The organism is Pseudomonas fluorescens (genome assembly GCF_002837185.1).
Taxonomy (GTDB): Bacteria; Pseudomonadota; Gammaproteobacteria; order Pseudomonadales; family Pseudomonadaceae; genus Aquipseudomonas; species Aquipseudomonas fluorescens_AM.
Map to the genome: position 1 here is coordinate 153,358 of NZ_KZ477989.1, position 16,975 is coordinate 170,332.

The 16,975-nt window shown below is 59.3% G+C and carries 12 protein-coding genes; 7 read left to right on the top strand and 5 right to left on the bottom strand.

Going from position 1 to position 16,975, the window contains the following annotated elements:
* Positions 1–75 precede the first annotated feature (75 nt).
* Both CIB54_RS06800 and CIB54_RS06805 read left to right on the top strand, forming a co-directional pair.
* Entirely contained in the window at positions 76–1,017 is a 942-nt protein-coding gene (locus CIB54_RS06800) for a CAF17-like 4Fe-4S cluster assembly/insertion protein YgfZ (RefSeq protein WP_101219198.1), read from the top strand.
* Positions 1,018–1,054: 37 nt separating this feature from the next.
* A complete protein-coding gene (locus CIB54_RS06805) occupies positions 1,055–1,876 on the top strand; it encodes an HDOD domain-containing protein (RefSeq protein ID WP_065949262.1) in 822 nt (273 codons plus the stop codon).
* Here CIB54_RS06805 and CIB54_RS06810 read toward each other — a convergent pair.
* Both CIB54_RS06810 and CIB54_RS06815 read right to left on the bottom strand, forming a co-directional pair.
* A complete protein-coding gene (locus tag CIB54_RS06810) occupies positions 1,870–3,261 on the bottom strand; it encodes a sensor histidine kinase (RefSeq protein WP_065949263.1) in 1,392 nt (463 codons plus the stop codon). The genes CIB54_RS06805 and CIB54_RS06810 overlap by 7 nt on opposite strands.
* On the bottom strand, positions 3,254–3,925 hold the full coding sequence (locus tag CIB54_RS06815) for a response regulator (protein WP_065949264.1): 672 nt from the start codon (positions 3,923–3,925) through the stop codon (positions 3,254–3,256). Before CIB54_RS06815 ends, CIB54_RS06810 begins: the two co-directional genes overlap by 8 nt.
* A gap of 474 nt (positions 3,926–4,399) precedes the next feature.
* On the opposite strand from CIB54_RS06815, the gene CIB54_RS06825 reads away from it, so the two are divergent.
* From CIB54_RS06825 to CIB54_RS06845, 5 genes are all read left to right on the top strand, one after another.
* Positions 4,400–5,389, top strand: coding sequence for a Bug family tripartite tricarboxylate transporter substrate binding protein (locus CIB54_RS06825; RefSeq protein WP_162515436.1), 990 nt, complete (start codon positions 4,400–4,402; stop codon positions 5,387–5,389).
* A gap of 147 nt (positions 5,390–5,536) precedes the next feature.
* Positions 5,537–5,995, top strand: a complete 459-nt coding sequence (locus CIB54_RS06830; RefSeq protein WP_101219200.1) for a tripartite tricarboxylate transporter TctB family protein — start codon at positions 5,537–5,539, stop codon at positions 5,993–5,995.
* Position 5,996: 1 nt separating this feature from the next.
* Positions 5,997–7,511, top strand: coding sequence for a tripartite tricarboxylate transporter permease (locus tag CIB54_RS06835; RefSeq protein ID WP_065949267.1), 1,515 nt, complete (start codon positions 5,997–5,999; stop codon positions 7,509–7,511).
* The gene (locus CIB54_RS06840; RefSeq protein WP_065949268.1) at positions 7,504–8,532 is read left to right on the top strand and encodes an AbrB family transcriptional regulator; all 1,029 of its coding nucleotides are present in this window, start codon (positions 7,504–7,506) and stop codon (positions 8,530–8,532) included. Before CIB54_RS06835 ends, CIB54_RS06840 begins: the two co-directional genes overlap by 8 nt.
* Before the next feature lie 167 nt (positions 8,533–8,699).
* A complete protein-coding gene (locus CIB54_RS06845) occupies positions 8,700–11,855 on the top strand; it encodes a hypothetical protein (protein WP_101219202.1) in 3,156 nt (1,051 codons plus the stop codon).
* A gap of 149 nt (positions 11,856–12,004) precedes the next feature.
* Here the strand turns inward: CIB54_RS06845 and CIB54_RS27255 are convergent, their stop codons facing one another.
* From CIB54_RS27255 to CIB54_RS06855, 3 genes are all read right to left on the bottom strand, one after another.
* A complete protein-coding gene (locus CIB54_RS27255) occupies positions 12,005–12,292 on the bottom strand; it encodes a chitin-binding domain-containing protein (protein WP_137201593.1) in 288 nt (95 codons plus the stop codon).
* 151 nt (positions 12,293–12,443) lie between these two features.
* Positions 12,444–14,633 carry an autotransporter outer membrane beta-barrel domain-containing protein gene (locus CIB54_RS06850; RefSeq protein ID WP_332871779.1) on the bottom strand — a complete coding sequence of 730 codons (2,190 nt, stop codon included), beginning with the start codon at positions 14,631–14,633 and terminating at the stop codon, positions 12,444–12,446.
* A 301-nt stretch (positions 14,634–14,934) separates the two neighbouring features.
* Complete coding sequence (locus CIB54_RS06855; RefSeq protein ID WP_157829692.1) at positions 14,935–16,899, bottom strand: hypothetical protein; 1,965 nt, start codon at positions 16,897–16,899, stop codon at positions 14,935–14,937.
* Positions 16,900–16,975: the final 76 nt, after the last annotated feature.

The following is a 16,975-nucleotide window of genomic DNA, read 5'->3' on the forward strand; positions in this document are numbered from 1 at the left end:
GCGCCCCATGGAAACTATGCATTTGCCGGGCGCCCCTCTATGATGCACCTATGACTTTTTAACCTGCGATGACCCATGGCCGACTCTGCTTTCTTCTGCCCCCTGACCCACGAAGGCGTTCTTGCCGTCCGCGGTGCTGACGCTGCCAAGTTCCTGCAGGGCCAATTGACCTGCAACCTCAATTACCTGAGTGACACCCAGGCCAGCCTGGGCGCGCGCTGCACGCAAAAAGGCCGGATGCAGTCGAGTTTTCGCATCCTGTTACAAGGTGACGGCGTGCTCCTGGCCATGGCCAGCGAACTGCTCGAGCCGCAACTGGCGGACCTGAAGAAATACGCGGTGTTCTCCAAATCCAAACTCACCGATGAAAGCGCCGCCTGGGTGCGTTTCGGTCTGGCGAATGCCGATCAGACCTTGTCCGCCCTTGGCCTGGCCTTACCGCTCGAAACCGACAGCGTAGTGCGCACCGAGACACTGATCGCCCTGCGTGTATCGCCGGGCCGCGCGGAACTCTGGGCACCCGCCGAGCACACCGAGAGCCTGCGCAGCCAACTGGCCGCAACCCTGCCGCAAGCCGAACTGAATGAATGGCTGCTGGGCCAGATTCGCGCCGGCATCGGCCAAGTGATGCCGCAGACCCGCGAACTGTTCATCCCGCAGATGCTCAATCTGCAAGCCGTGGGCGGGGTCAGCTTCAAGAAAGGTTGCTACACCGGCCAGGAAATCGTCGCGCGCATGCAGTACCTGGGCAAACTCAAACGCCGCCTGTACCGCCTGAGCCTGATAGCGGCCCAATTGCCGGAGCCAGGCACCGCACTGTTTGCCCCCAGCCATAACAGTTCGATCGGCGAAGTGGTCCTCGCGGCAAAAGCTGACCAGTCAATTGAACTTCTCGCCGTGCTGCAAGCCGAAGCTGCCGACAATGGCGACGTACGCTTAGGCAGCCTGGAAGGCCCGGGCCTGCAGTTGCTTGACCTGCCCTACGCGCTGGATCGCGATCGCGAGATCCAGCGTTGATCGCCGCACCTTTTTTGCAACACCCTAGAGAGCATGAATGAACGAGCTGGCGGAAAAAGTCCAACAGGCTTTGGTGAAGGCCATCGACAACGATGACCTGGTTCTGCCGACGTTACCGGAGGTGGCCCTGAAGATTCGTCAGGCCGCCGAAGACCCGGAGATCAGCATCAGCCATTTGAGCAAGGTGATCAGTCGCGATACGGCCCTGTCGGCGCGCCTGATCAAAGTGGTCAACAGCCCGTTGCTGAGGGCGACTCAGGAAGTCACCGACCTGCACACCGCCATCACGCGGCTCGGCACCAATTACAGCAGCAACCTGGCCATCGGCCTGGTCATGGAGCAGATCTTTCACGCCCGCTCCGAGGTGGTGGAGCAGAAAATGCGCGATGTGTGGCGCCGCAGCCTGGAGGTAGCGGGCGTCAGCTATGCCTTGTGTCGCCGGCACAGCCACCTCAAGCCGGACCAGGCAGCCCTGGGTGGCCTGGTGCACCAGATTGGCGTGCTGCCGATCCTCACCTACGCCGAAGACCATTACGAGTTGCTGTCCGATCCGGTCAGCCTCAACCACGTGATCGACAGCATCCACCCGATACTCGGCGACAAGTTGCTCAGTGGCTGGGACTTTCCGGAAATGCTGGCAAAACTGCCGGGCCAGTACCTGAACCTGGAACGCGACTGCGGCCCGCTCGATTACATCGATCTGGTGCAGATCGCCGTGCTGTTCTGTCACCGCAACACTGAACATCCACTGGCGAAAGTCGACATGACGGACGTGCCGGCGATGAAAAAACTGCGGGTCGACCCCGACAGCGAGAAATTGCACCTCGAGCTGGATGAAGCACGTTCAATGTTCTATTGATCGCCGGCGATAAAGCTCACTCGCACTTTCAACCCCGCCGACGCGCCATCATGCAGGCTGATCTGCGCCAGATGCGCACGGCAGATCTCCCCGACAATCGCCAGCCCCAAGCCGGATCCCATACCCTGCTGACTGCGCCGATAAAATCGCTCGAACACCCGGTCCCGCTCCTCCAGCGGGATACCTGGGCCATCGTCTTCGACCTCCAGCACCGCCGGCGCCGTCACCCGTAAAATCACGTTGCCACCCGGTGGTGTGTGAGCCAATGCGTTGTCCACCAGGTTGCTCAGCAACTCGTTGAGCAGCGTCGGTTCGCCGCGCAGCCACACCGGTTCATCCGCCTCCAGCGCCAAGGCAACGCCGCGCGCATGGGCCAGCGGTGCCATGGCCATGCCCAACTCCCGGGCCAGTTGACTGAGGTCGAGCAGCTGCGCGCCGCCTTCGGCAATCGCCCTGGCACCGTTTTCGATACGGGCCAGGGACAACAACTGATTAGCCAGGTGAGTGAGACGGTCGGTGCCCTGGGCCGCGGTTTCCAGGGTGCTGCGCCACGTGGCCGGCTCTTCGGCGCGCAAGCCGAGTTCCAGGCGGGCCTTTAGCGCGGCCAGCGGCGTGCGCAACTCGTGGGCGGCGTCGGCAATAAACTGCGCCTGGCGTTCGAACTGGCCGCGCAGGCGTTCGGTGAAATGATTGAGGGACCGCACCAGCGGGCCGAACTCATCCTGCACCTCCACCAGCGGCAAGGGTCGCAGGTCGTCGGGCTGGCGTTCCTCCACCGCCGTGCGCAGGCGCTCCAGCGGGCGCAACGCCGCGCTGACGGCAAACCACACCAGTAACAACGCGCCAATGCCAAGCATGCCCAGGCGCAACAAGGTGTCGGCCATCAGGCTGCGCGCCATGGCGACACGGGCTTCGTCGGTTTCCGCCACACGCACCTCCGCCATGCCGTTCATGTTCGGCTCGGAAACAGCCTTGAGCAGGCTCACCACGCGCACCGGCTGCCCCTGATACACAGCGTCGTAGAACCGCGCCAAGGCCGGGTAATCGTCAGTGCGCGGGGTTCCGGGTGGCGGGCCGGGCAGGTTTTCATAACCGGAAATCAGCTTCTGATGGATATCGTTGACCTGGTAATAAATACGCCCGGCACTGTCGTAGGCAAACGTATCCAGGGCCACATAGGGCACGTTGGCGCTGAGCGTGCCGTCGACCTGGGTCAAGCCAGCGGCAATGGTGCGCGCCGAGGCCAGCAGCGTGCGGTCGTAGGCGGTGTCGGCGGCTTCGCGACCGTTCCAGTAGGCGCTCATGCCGCTGGCAAGCATCAGCAGCACCAGCAGCAGCGCCAGGTTCCACAGCAGGCGCCAGCGCAGACTGCTGGGCTTATGCATCGCGGGCTTCCAGCAGGTAGCCGAGGCCACGGAAGGTGACAATGGCGATGGGCTGGCCGTCGAGCTTCTTGCGCAGGCGGTGCACGTAGATTTCGATGGCGTCCGGGCTGGCTTCTTCGTCGAGACCGAACACCTGGGAGGCCAGTTGCTCCTTGCTCATCACCCGACCAGGCCGGGCAATGAGCGCCTCAAGCACGGCTTGCTCACGCGAGGTCAGGGTCATCAATTCGCCACCGACCGTAAAACGCCGCGTATCGAGGTCGTAAACCAGCACGCCGCACGCCTGCTGGCGTTCGCCGCCCAACACGCTGCGCCTTAGCAGCGCCTTGACCCGCGCTTCGAGTTCCGTCAGTTCAAACGGTTTGGCGAGGTAATCGTCAGCGCCCAGGTTCAAGCCATGTACGCGGTCTTTTACATCGCTGCGGGCCGTCAGCATCAACACCGGCACGTTTTTTCCACGGGCGCGCAAGCGTGCCAGCACTTCGAAACCCTCCATGCGCGGCAGCCCCACATCGAGGATCACCGCCGCGTATTCCTCGCTGCTCAAGGCCAGGTCCGCGGCCACACCATCGTGCAGTACGTCGACGGTCAACCCCGTGCTCTTGAGCGCTTGGGCGACACTTTCGGCGAGTTGCAAATGGTCTTCAACCAGGAGGACGCGCATGGATTTCTACCTCGTTCAGGAGTGGTCGACGCCACGCTTTGGCGGGCAGTTTACAGGCGCAACCTGCCCTGTGAAGCCCGAAAACATTGAAAGGCAACTGAAAGGTTAGTGAAAGCTTCGCCCTTTAGCATCCAGTCACGGTGGTTTATGCCCGCCGAGCTACTTCACCCGTAGCGCCCGAAAAACGCCTCGACGCGTTTTCGCCAAAATAAGAACAATAACGGAGTGCACCACGATGCTGTCGACACAGCCCCAGGCTTGCCCGCCTGTTCATAATTCCCGCCTCAGTCACACCGCTCCCGCCAGTGCCGCCGCGCTTGCCGGCCTTTCGCCGCCTGGCCAGGCCTACACCTGTCCGGCGACAGCACCGTGCCCTATGACGATCCGTACTGGCTCATCGCGCCGCGGGTCAACTACGGCATCGCACGCTGATTAAGTAGCGCCTGGTAAGCCACTCATAACAACAAGACGGAGATCACCATGACCCTTTCACTGCGTAAACTGGCCCTGACTGCCGGCTGCATGCTGTTCGCCGGCCACCTGTTGGCCGCCGACGAGCCCAAGCGACCTGAATGCATCGCCCCGGCCTCCCCGGGCGGTGGGTTTGACCTGACCTGCAAACTGGCGCAAAGCGCGCTGGTCAACCAGAAGCTCTTGAGCAAGCCAATGCGCGTGACCTACATGCCAGGCGGCGTGGGCGCCGTGGCCTATAACGCGGTGGTCGCTCAGCGCCCTGCGGATGCCGGCACGCTGGTGGCCTGGTCCAGCGGTTCGTTGCTGAACCTGGCCCAGGGCAAGTTCGGTCGTTTCGATGAAAGCGCTGTGCGCTGGCTCGCCGCGGTGGGCACCAGCTACGGCGCCATCGCAGTGAAAAGTGATTCGCCCTACAAGAGCCTCGACGATCTCGTAAAAGCCTTGAAGAAAGATCCGGGCAGCGTGGTGATCGGTTCCGGCGGCACAGTCGGCAGCCAGGACTGGATGCAAACCGCGCTGATCGCCAAGGCGGCCGGGATCAACCCGCGCGAGCTGCGTTACGTCGCGCTCGAAGGCGGCGGCGAAATCGCTACCGCGTTGCTCGGCGGCCACATCCAGGTGGGCAGTACCGACATCTCCGACTCCATGCCACATATCCTCAGCGGTGACATGCGCCTGTTGGCGGTGTTCTCCGAGCAGCGTCTGGACGAGCCGGAAATGAAAGATATTCCGACCGCCAAGGAGCAAGGCTACGACATCGTTTGGCCCGTGGTGCGCGGTTTCTACCTCGGGCCAAAAGTCAGCGATGCCGACTACGCCTGGTGGAAAGACGCGTTCGACAAACTGCTGGCCTCCGACGAGTTCGCCAAGCTGCGTGACCAGCGTGAGCTGTTCCCCTTCGCCATGACCGGCCCGGAGCTGGACACCTATGTGAAGAAACAGGTGGCTGACTACAAAGTGCTGGCCAAAGAGTTCGGCCTGATCCAGTAAACGCCCCTCTTTTGTGTAATGCCCCTGTAGGAGCGAGCTTGCTCGCGAAGAACCCAAGGACATCCACGTGCGTCCAGACAGCACGCGTTATCGTTGAAGTTTTTCGCGAGCAAGCTCGCTCCTACAAGAGGGGCCTTGGAGTTTTCTATGCTCTTACAACGCATTTTTGCCGCCGTGCTGTTGCTGGCCTGCGCCGGCCTCGCCCTGATGGCGTGGCCATATCAGGCGGCGTTTTCCTACGAGCCGGTCGGGCCCCGCGCCTACCCGCTGCTGATGCTTGGGCTGATGAGCCTGGCGCTGATCTACATGCTGTTTCGTCCGCAACCCACCCGACACACCGAAGAAGAACCGGCGCTGGATCGCGAAACCCTGGTCAAGATCGGCATTTGCGTGGCGCTGTTGCTCGTGTTCGCCGCTACCTTCGAATCCTTGGGTTTCATCCTCAGCAGCATGTTGATCGGCATCCCGATGGCGCGCCTGTATGGCGGCCGCTGGATGCCCAGCGTGGTGATCGTCGGCCTCATGGCTATCGGCCTGTACCTGCTGTTCGATAAAGCCATGGATGTGCCGCTGCCCCTCGGCCTGCTCGACGTTCTGGAGAACTGATATGGATACTTTTGGCTATCTGGGCCAGGGCTTCGGCGTCGCGCTGAGCCCGTACAACCTGATCACCGCGCTGTGCGGCACGCTGATCGGCACCGTAGTCGGCCTGTTGCCGGGCCTGGGCCCGATCAACGGCGTGGCGCTGTTGATCCCCATCGCATTCGCCCTGGGCCTGCCACCCGAGTCCGCGTTGATCCTGCTCGCAGCGGTGTATCTGGGCTGCGAATACGGCGGGCGCATCAGTTCGATCCTGCTCAATATTCCGGGTGAAGCCTCCACCGTAATGACCACCCTCGACGGCTACCCGATGGCCCGTAAAGGGCTGGCCGGTGTGGCGCTGTCGTTGTCGGCCTGGAGTTCGTTCATCGGTGCCTTTATCGCCACCTGCGGCATGGTGCTGTTCGCCCCGCTGCTGGCCAAATGGGCGATTGCCTTCGGCCCGGCGGAATATTTCGTGCTGATGGTATTTGCGATTGTGTGCCTGGGCGGCATGGCCGGTGACAAGCCGCTGAAGACCTTTGTGGCGGCGCTGATCGGCCTGTTCCTCTCGGCGGTGGGCATCGATGCCAACAGCGGCGTGTACCGCTTTACCGGCGACAACATCCACCTCACCGATGGCATCCAGTTTGTGGTGCTGGTGCTGGGCCTGTTCTCCATCAGCGAGATCCTGTTGCTGCTGGAAAAAACCCACCGCGGCCAGGAAGCGGTCAAAGCCACCGGGCGCATGATGTTCAACCTCAAGGAAGCCGGTGCGGTGTTCGTGGTTAACATCCGCTGTGGCTTGCTCGGTTTCATCATGGGTGTGTTGCCGGGTGCCGGTGCAACCCTGGCGTCCGCCGTGGCCTACATGACCGAAAAACGCCTGGCCGGTGCCAGCGGCAAATTCGGCCAGGGCGACATGCGTGGCCTGGCCGCCCCGGAAACCGCGATCGGCGCCTCCGCCTGCGGCGCCCTGGTGCCGATGCTGACCCTGGGCGTGCCCGGCTCGGGCACCACAGCCGTGATGATCGGCGCCCTCTCGCTGTACAACATCACGCCCGGCCCGCTGCTGTTCCAACAGCAACCGGACATTGTCTGGGGCCTGATCGCGTCGTTGTTTATCGCCAACATCATGCTGGTGATCCTCAATATCCCGATGATCCGCATCTTCACCCGTATCCTCGCCGTGCCGAACTGGGCGCTGGTGCCGGTGATCGCCATCATCACCGCAATCGGTGTGTACGCGGTTCACGCCACCACGTTCGACCTGTTCCTGATGGTCGGGATCGGCATCTTCGGCTACATCCTGCGCAAGCTCGATTTCCCGCTGTCGCCGGTGTTGCTGGGCTTTATCCTCGGCGGCCTGATGGAACAGAACCTGCGCCGGGCGCTGTCGATCTCCAACGGTGCACTGGACATCCTCTGGTCGAGCCCGATCACCTTTGGCGTATGGGTACTGACCGCGCTGATGCTGATGTTCCCGCTGGTGCGCATCTACCGCAAACGCGCCCTGCAGCGTCGTGCCGTGGCCGATGTCTGACGTCACCTTTAAACAGTGGTGGGGAACACCGCTGGTCGGCCTGGCCGGCGGTTACCTGGCCAGCCTCGTCGGCTGGCCTTTGCCCTACATGGTCGGCTCGTTGCTGGCGATCATCCTGGTGCGTTGCCTGACGCCGTGGCAGTTGGCGGAAATTCCCGGCGGGCGCAAATGCGGCCAATGGGTGGTGGGCATCGGCATTGGCTTGCACTTCACGCCGGTGGTGATCGAGCAGGTGATGAGCCACTTCGGGCTGATCTTTTTCGGCGCGCTGGTCACCAGCCTGTCGAGTGTGGTCGGCGTATGGTTGATGCGCCGCAGTGGTGAAGATCGCGCTACCGCGTTTTTTTCCAGCATGCCGGGCGGGTCCGGCGAGATGGTCAACCTCGGCGCGCGCAACGGTGCGGTGCTTAGCCGTGTTGCCGCCGGCCAGAGTTTGCGCGTGCTGCTGGTGGTGCTGTGTGTACCGGCGATCTTCAAGTATGTGCTGGGCGGCGGCGCGCCGCAGTTTCATCCCGCGCCGGTGAACGGGCTGTGGCTGGCGTTGCTGTTTCCACTCGGCGCAATGGTGGCCTGGGGCTGGCAGCGTTTGCGTCAGCCGAACCCCTGGTTGTTCGGGCCATTGCTGGTGAGTGCGACGGCCAGTGTGGTGTTCGACCTGCATATCGGGCTGCCCGATGGCGGTAGCCAGGTCGGCCAATGGCTGATCGGCAGCGGCCTGGGTTGTCACTTCAACCGCCAGTTCTTTCGCCGGGCTCCGTCGTTCATGGCCCGCACCTTGATCGGCACGGTCTTGACCATGGCGCTGGCAACACTGGCGGCCGTGGGCCTGAGTGCACTGACGCACCTGGATCTGCGCTCGCTGACCCTGGGCATGATGCCCGGCGGCATTGCCGAGATGAGTCTTACCGCCGAAACACTGCAACTGTCCGTCCCCCTGGTAACGGCCATGCAGGTGATGCGCTTGCTGTTCGTGCTATTCCTGGCCGAGCCGCTATTCCGACACTGGAACCGCCAGCCCTGACAATCCGCTGCGAGAATGCCCCTCATTCGGGCCATGACCGTTGGTCGGCACTGTCAACTCTCACAGCTGGTTGCGCCTCCCATCGCGCGTTACACCTCTTCGCAGCTACGGCCATTGCGTAATGGCCGTAGACATCGTGTGTCTCACTGATTGCAGAGGGTTTCACCATGGACAGCAATGAAGAATCTTCACCATCCGGCCAACACCTGACCGACAACTCAGAGCAGCAATCACTGCCTGCCCCGATCCCTCGCGCGCAGGAGAAAAGAAAAAAGGCACCGTCTGCACGGCGATCCCACATCGACACGAGTTACCTGGTCCCCCCTCCCTCCGATGCCACCTTGAACTTGATAAAGGCCGGCGAAAGAGTGCCGCTCTCAGACCTGACCCTGTACATACCGGCACGCACGCTGGGCGTACAGGGTGTTGATGCAGGTATCAACCGCATCGCGGTAATGTCGCAGGAGGAAGGGGTGCTGTTCGCCTTATTGCCCTTTCTGGAGGCGGCTGAGCTGGACGATGTGGAATGTTTTTGGGGAACGCTTAAGAACCCCGTTGCGCATACGACCATCCAGAAGCAACACCTTGACGGCCACCAATTGATAGTCCTGTTCGTACCGCGGCCGGTGATCTCCGATGGGTTGGTCTACGCATACATCAGAGTGACGCGCCTCGGCCAAGCCGTCGGAGAAACCAAAAGAACCCTCCTTAAGGTCGATACACGCCAGCCCGGCGGAGAGAACCCGGTCAGCCCGCACCCTGTAAACCCGAACCTGCGCAAGCCGGTCATTGATCCGAAGTATCTGCGAGATGGCATCACCGAGACGGACTTCAGCAATGGCAAGTGCATAGCCATTGGAATTCCGTCCTATCCCGCCGACACGTCATTGCCCCCGCCCGATCATCGGGCAGTACGCGATGTCATTCACCTGAAAATCGGTGACCACACCATCAAGCGCACTGTGTTGCCGGAAGAGGCTGGAACCTACCAGGACATTGTCATTGAAGTATGTCAGAGCGATTGGCTAAAAATCGGCAATGGTTCTCACCCTTGCCTGTTCAGCGTGGAAGATGAAGTCGGCAACCCTTCCGACGGCTGGTCGGAAGCCGAATACCTCCAAGTCTATCTGGACGATGGGTCAAGAGACTTGTTGCCAGCTTGCCACTTCCTGGAGGCTGACGACGACGGCACACTGGACCTGAGCAAGGTGACTGGCGCGCAGGTGACAATCCTTGTCTTGATCGAACCTCGCAACTATGCCATCAACGATGTGATCAGGGTACGCCTCAGCGGCACGGCGGCTGGACTGCCGGTGAGTAAAATCTACAATTCAGCCCCCCTGCAATCGACCGCCTCGCGACTGCTTAGAATTCCGTGCCCGGTGATCGACCTGGAGCCTCTCGTTGGCGGCCGCAGTTTCCTTCAATATGAACGAATCCGTTATAACGAGAAGAATCTAGGCTCCTTTATCACGGAAGTCTATGTAACCGGCTCTGCCTCCGGGGGCCTGCGCGCGCCTGAAGTGCGCGAGGCCGTCAATGGACGAATTCCTGCTGATCTAACCCAAGCGCACGTCGACATCGAAGTTCACGGGTTCGGTTACTACGACCAGGTCGAACTCCATGTGCTGGGCAAGTCCCCTGGTCATAGTTACTACGACAATACGGTAGACAAAATCGGCTCCGGCAAGGTGTCCTTTGAGCTTATCCGAGGGCTGGGCGTGCCGATTGCCCTGCTCATGGGCGGCTCCCTGGAAATCTGGTACTTCACGATAACCGCCGACGGCAGGCATCGCTCTCCGATAACAACGGTTTATATTGATGCGCGATATGCCGCACTGCCCGCACCGGACGTTGACGAGGCTCCGCCGCCCGCTTACGAGTTCGACCTAGGGACGTCCGAAAGAGCCAACATTTGGGTGCCCGCCAACCCCGATATCAAAGACGGGGATACCGTCATCCTGCATGCCAGGGGTGATGCACCTGGAGGAACCGCACCCTCGCAGCCCCTCCCAATCGACATCTTCTGGGAAGGTCGGGACCTGCCCTTCAAGGTGGAGCTTGACTTCATCAGACCCAATAAACAGATGGATATTTCCTACGAGCGTGTACGGCCAAACGCTGCAACGCGGGCTTCGGAAATCGTCCCCATGAAAATCATTATCGAGCATGATCTCCCCGCGCCGTTGGTTTATAACAGCACGCCCTTGGACGACGAAAACGCTACCATTGATCCAAAGATGGCCGACAGCACGCCGAATGTGACCATTCGAGTGCAGTTTGCAATGTCTGAGAAGGATCTTATCAAACCCGAGTTGACAGGCAGACCCGGTATCGCACTGCCGACCATTGAGCCTCAATACGGCAACCCACGTGTGGGCTATGTGCTATTTGTGTTTCCCAACTGGGTACTGGCCTACCACCTCGAAAGCGTTCTACGCATTCAGTACCACGTAACAAACAACGGCTCCACCCGTGACTCAAGGGTATTGAACCTGCGAGTCCTGGGCTTCGATGAGATACCGGGCGGCAACCCGCTGCCGCAGCCCACACTCAACAGTCTGAAACCCGGCTCGCTCTTGGACCTCAATACAGTCAGCACCAACTACTGCTGGGTGGACCTGGCAAGGTGGCTGCTCAGCAGGAAGGACCAACCGATCTGGCTCAAATGCCACAGCACTGATGCATCAAGACCGTTGACACTGCTGAACGGCGATCTCATCAGTCAAGAGCAGGCCGAACACGGGATTATTCGCGAGCCGGCGGACCTCGGTTGGTTCACCGCACTCCCCGATGGCAGCACGGTTAAAGTGACGGCCGCAGTGGGGTATACCGGCAGCAAAACAGAAGCGGACGCGACGCTCTTTCCATCGAGTACTTACCTCATCAAAGCGCTGCGCCTCTCTGACTTCACGGATTTTGAAGTGTTCTTCTGGAATGGCTGGGCCAATCTGGTCAATGGGCTTGGCGAGATCCGGAACTTCAATAATAACAATTACTGGCATGCAAAGCTCAATGGCGCTAGCGCTATAACGCCGGGCGTGATTAAAACCTTTTTCATCAAAAGCGGTAGAACCTACCGTATCAGTTTCAAAATGAAAGTCGATTTGTCCCCTTACCAACCCCTGACATACGTTGAGTTTGGTAGTCAGTCAAAAAACTTCGTCTATGTCCACGAGGGTAATTGGTACACCTACGACCTGTCCTTCGCGCTGCCTGCCGGGGCGCCTTCTCAGTACTTGCCGATACGTATTTTCTTCAGAAGCACGTACTCACCGGCAGATTTTTCGCTGGATGATATTTTGGTGGCAGAACTTCCATAGCTGCAGAAACGGTGCCGAGTGGCGATGTTGCGCGGAACGTCCCCGGACGTTATTCAATACGCACTTCAACGCCACCCGGCATCCTTGTTGAGCACACAAAAAAGCCTCTCGACCGTACGGAAGAGAGGCTTATTGATGCAGCATTTACGTTATTCGCACTTCCGTGTGGCGGGATTGAATTCCGTGCCGGCCGGGCATTGTTGCGGATACTTTATCCAACGGTTGCTCCCCAGGTCGTAGCGGCACCTGTAAAACCAGCCAGGCGATACGCTTTTGAAATAGCCTGCACTTGTGCAGGGCGGATCCTGGTTCGGATAACCATCCACGCCTATATTTTCAGGACTGCTGGAACACGCAGCAAGCAGCACGGCCATCCCCGCTGCCACTAACACCCCAGGTACAGCCCGCATCATTGTGTTCTTGAACGAATAACGCATGGGAATCTCCTTATAAAAGAATGCCCATCCAGTTAGCGTCAAAAACAAATAACCGCCTACTGTCAAATCTGACAGGTTTGCAACTTGACCGACGAACGGAACGCACCTCCTTCAACACAAAGGAGGCGCCCGCCCCAGTTACCCGCGCTACTTAGAATGCGTAGCGCAACCCGACGTTGATACCCAACGGCTGCTTGATATTCTTGCCCACGCTGCGTTCCAGGTCCGCATGCACGCTCAATTCCTGAGAGACCGACATCGCCACACCCGCCCCAAGCTTCAACCGCGAGCCGGACAGGTCGTTGTTGAACGAGTTGTCGTTGACGAACACTTTGTTGCTCTGGTCGAATTCATGGCTGACGGCAGCCTTCAAGTAGGGCTGCAGAATGCTGCCACTGTCGAGTTGGATGTTGTTGCCGGCAGTAACGCCCACTTCACCGATGACCGAACTGGAGCGGTCTCCCTTGGCTTTCAGACCGTTGTCCAGTGTGTAGCTCTGGGCCTGGGTGATCACCGCCGACAGCTGGCCATAGGGTTCCACGAAGTAACCATCATCCAGCGTGATATGCCGGCCAAACTCCGCCGAAGCGCCGGTGGCATTCTGGGTGTAGTTGCCTTTGCTCTTCTTGCCGTCGCTCATGGCGACGTTGGATTCATTGTGCAAGCGGTTGAACTTGAGCACGCCGTCGAAGTAAAAGCCGCTCTCGCTGTCCAGCCAGGTGGCATAGCCACCCATGTAGTAACTGTTGATGGTCGCTTTGCTGCCCCGGTTCAGGTCCAGGTCCGATTGGCTGTGCCCGGCCATGACACCGACCAACCACTGCCCGTCGCCGGCCTCCAGCGGCGCATCCGCGCCCAGGGTGAACCCGCGCTGGCTCTGGTTATAACCCAGGCCTGTCTTGTCGTTGGACACTTCATATTTATTGCCATAGGCGCGGGTCCACAAGCCGGCGCTCTGACCGCCGTTGAAACGCAGTTCCCCCATGCGCGTGCGCAAGGTGGTCATTTCACCCAACAGCACACTCGGCGCCGCGTTGAACAGCGCCAGCACAGAGTTGGTGCTCGGGCTGATGATTTTGTTATCGGGGTCAAGGTACCAGTCATGGTTTTGATTGTCGGCCACCAGGTCATACGAATAGGTGCCGAGGTCGACTCGCCCGCCCGCGAGGCTGAAGTTCGCGACACCGTCGGCGGTGTGCACCATCTGCAGGCGCTGGGACAGCGGGTCAGCCCCCGTGCTGGCGATCAGCAGTTGATGATCACCGGAAGAGGTGCCCGTCACATTCAGGAAGTCCCCGGCCATCTGACCAAAATCCGCCTTCATGATGAACGTACCGCCCGTGCCGGACAGGTTGGCCACGTCCAACTTATAGAAGGCTCCCGAATCGCCGAACTTGACGTTACCGCCATTCATCGACAGCGCGTTGAGCGCCTGCTGCCCGTCGACCATCACCCAGGTGGCGTCACTGTTGACCGACAGTTTGTCGACATTGTCCAGACGCCCGGTCAGCACCGAGCCGTTGTTCAAGCCGACGTTAGCGGTGCCGCCGCTGTTGACGATATCGCCATTCATGAAGGCGGCATCCATCTTCAAGTCCAGGGCGCCGTCTTTGCCGACCTGAACGTTGCCGCTCAGGGCACTGTTGAACACATTCACATCGGCTGCACCGCCATGGTCGATTTCGAGCATGTTGCCGTTGCCGCCGATCAGGGTGGTGCCATCGTTGATATTGATCTGGGTACCGCCGGGATAGTCCACCAGGATGGCGGCGCCTGTGCCGCCCTCCACCTCGGTCTGGTTGAGGTTCAACACCGAGGGGTCGTCCATCGTGGGCAAGCGATACGCCACTATCCCGTTGGTGCCGCCGTATATCCGGCCGCCCTGGGTGGTGAGTTGTCCGTCGTACGCTCTCAAGCCGGCGTTTACACCACTGACCTGGGTGTTGCTCAAGAACAACGTGCTGGAGCCGCCGAGCCCGATGCCAAATGTGCCGCCGGTTATGGTGCTGTCGAACACCTCCACCGTCGAGCCACGGCTCGATTGGGTACCGACAACCAGGCCTTGGGCCCCACCACTGAATATGGAGACATCGCGCAGCGTGCCCTTGCTGCCGTAAAGCGCCACGCCAACTTCCTGGCCTGCGGTATTTTTGACCTTGCCGCCATTCATGGTAAACGTGGAGTCATGCGCCTTGACGCCTAACATCGTCGCGCCATTGGAGGTCAGGGTCGCCTCTTTGACGACGTAGCGATCGACCTGCGAGGTGCCGTCTATAACCAGGTTCTGGCCTGGGTAGATGTTCAGTGCGTTGGCTTGCGTGGCAATGAACGTCATGGGCATCACAGCCATTACTTTGATAGCCAGCGATAAGCGCGAAAGACAAAATGTTGTTTCAGTAGCCATGGTAAGTACCTCTAGTCGGTGACTGAACAAGCCAAGCGATTTAAGGACCATCGACTCTGGCTTTCAGAAGCGGCAAGGGTACGTATCAGGCGGATAGGTTCATGTAGTCAAAGTCCCTGTAACCGTAGGACTAATCCTAAATGTGCGTAGGTAGCGAGTTTAGAGCGGATAGGTATTTACAACGAGCGAATGATACGAACCGTCAGTACTGCCAATGACGGTTCGTACATTGATGCGCTTAAGGAGTAGCGGGCGGGACGCCGCAAATGCTTTCATCGGCATTCTTACGGCTCACATAAAGCAGGGTTGTCGGTGACTTACCCTGTGTCACTCCATCGGCCTTGAGCACTGTGTAATAGAATTCAACACGGCCCAAAATCGCCGGCTGCACATAGGCAGCGAAGTCCACGAGGAAAAACTCCCCACCGCCGGGCAGGCTATGATCATTTGCGACGACAATCGGGGGCAGTATTTCCGCTTCGACAAGCTTGTTGGTGGACGTCAACCCTTCTCCGTAAAGGGTCCAGAAGCGCCTGATCGTGTCACCCTTTTTCAAGTTGTCCGGGTCCACGATGCTCGCATCGATACCAAGCTCGACAAACTGCTTGCAAGTGATCGAGCGAATCCCGCCGCCTGCATTGACAGACTTGGGGAAACCCGGTGCCTTCAAATCCTGCAGCTCACTGGCAAGCACATCAACCAACGTAGACAGGGAGGTGTCCATGTTGGTGTTCACCCCATTCGTCAGGCTGTACCACACCTTCTTGTCCAGTTCGTTTCCGCCTGCTGCGATGACGGCGGCAGTAATAATGACGGTGAATGTTCCTGAGTCTATGTCCGCCTGAGTCACGGCACGAGGGGTGGAGTAAATCGGTATCCCGCCCCAGTAGAACTGCAGCAGGTGTCCCGGGACCGCGCTCGTATACACAGCAAATTCAGCCGTCGCATCGCCGGTATCACCTGGGCCGATTTCATTGACAAGCCCCTCGCTGGACCTCACGGTGACCAACGGCAGGTAATCCCTGATCGGGCCCGGACCGTCAGTGTCCCCGGCAGCGGAGCTGAAGTCCGCATCCACCGAGATCGTGTTGGACCAGGCTGAAGCGGTCCCCTCCGCTACCACGCGGTAACGAAGGCTGGCAGTGCCCGGCCCGGTGATTCCATAGATCGCGACGAGAGTGAGCCAGGGAATTTCGATTTTTGCGGGGTCAGTGGGGGTAGGCTCGATGAGCAATGTATGCGGGAATACCTGAGTACCAAGCGCACTATCGAGCTCGATTTGCACGATCTGGCCGGGTCTGAAATTGTCATAGCCGAAAAGATGCACTTCTGCCAATTTCAACTGCGCGTCCCGAAGATCCAACGGCGCCGCCGGTACCGCCGGATCGCTCAAATTCTCCGGTTGCGGTGTCAATATATACTCAATCTCTCTCAGCTTTGGCGGATAAATGGTTGAGTTTTTGGAGTAGTCAAAATAACGGTACGCCATACGGTCCACCCGTGTACCGTCATCGACAAGTTGATCTTTGGTCAGCGAGAACTCGATGGGCGATGAGTCCAACGGCAAGTCTGTTATTACTTTTATCGGTTCCGCATCAGTATAATTCTTATAGATATGAAGTGTATCGAGCGCACGCGCAATCAAACGCCCCGGAGCACGGCAGGTCAGCTTATCACCATTGGCTGCCAGAGAGCTCTGCGTGACCTTCCCGTCCACCGCACCCGCCACTAAGGTGATAGCGTCCAATAAAAGACCGCCGGCAGGGCCAACCGTATCGACGTTCACCAGCGTGGTGTCGGAGATTTCATTCTCCTCTGACGCCAATAAAATCTCGTAATGAATGCCATACTCCCCGTGATTGGATATATTGTCGGCCTTGATGTTTGATACATAGGGCCACGTCAAGTCCGCCAATGGTTTTTCAAACCGAATGGGATTTCCGTAGGGCACACCATTAAGATAAATCCGTAATATATCCGGCACACCGCCAGGAATAGGTAATACATCCGTCCACATTGGAATACTAAAATTAACCCCTATCGTTTGCGCGACGACAGTTTCCATCAGATTAGGCGGCATACCCGGTACGGGCGGCAGGGCATTGGTGATTGTAACGCTGGTCACCGCTCGCGGTGCGTGAGGCGCAAGCCCATGAGGTACAGGCTCCGTTAATGGATTGTTGCTTGGGTTCGACTTAGCCATTGCTACATACTCCTTTGAGTAAGAGACGGTGTGCATTGATCGCCAGCCGCACGAGACGATTGGCCGTTTGATTAAA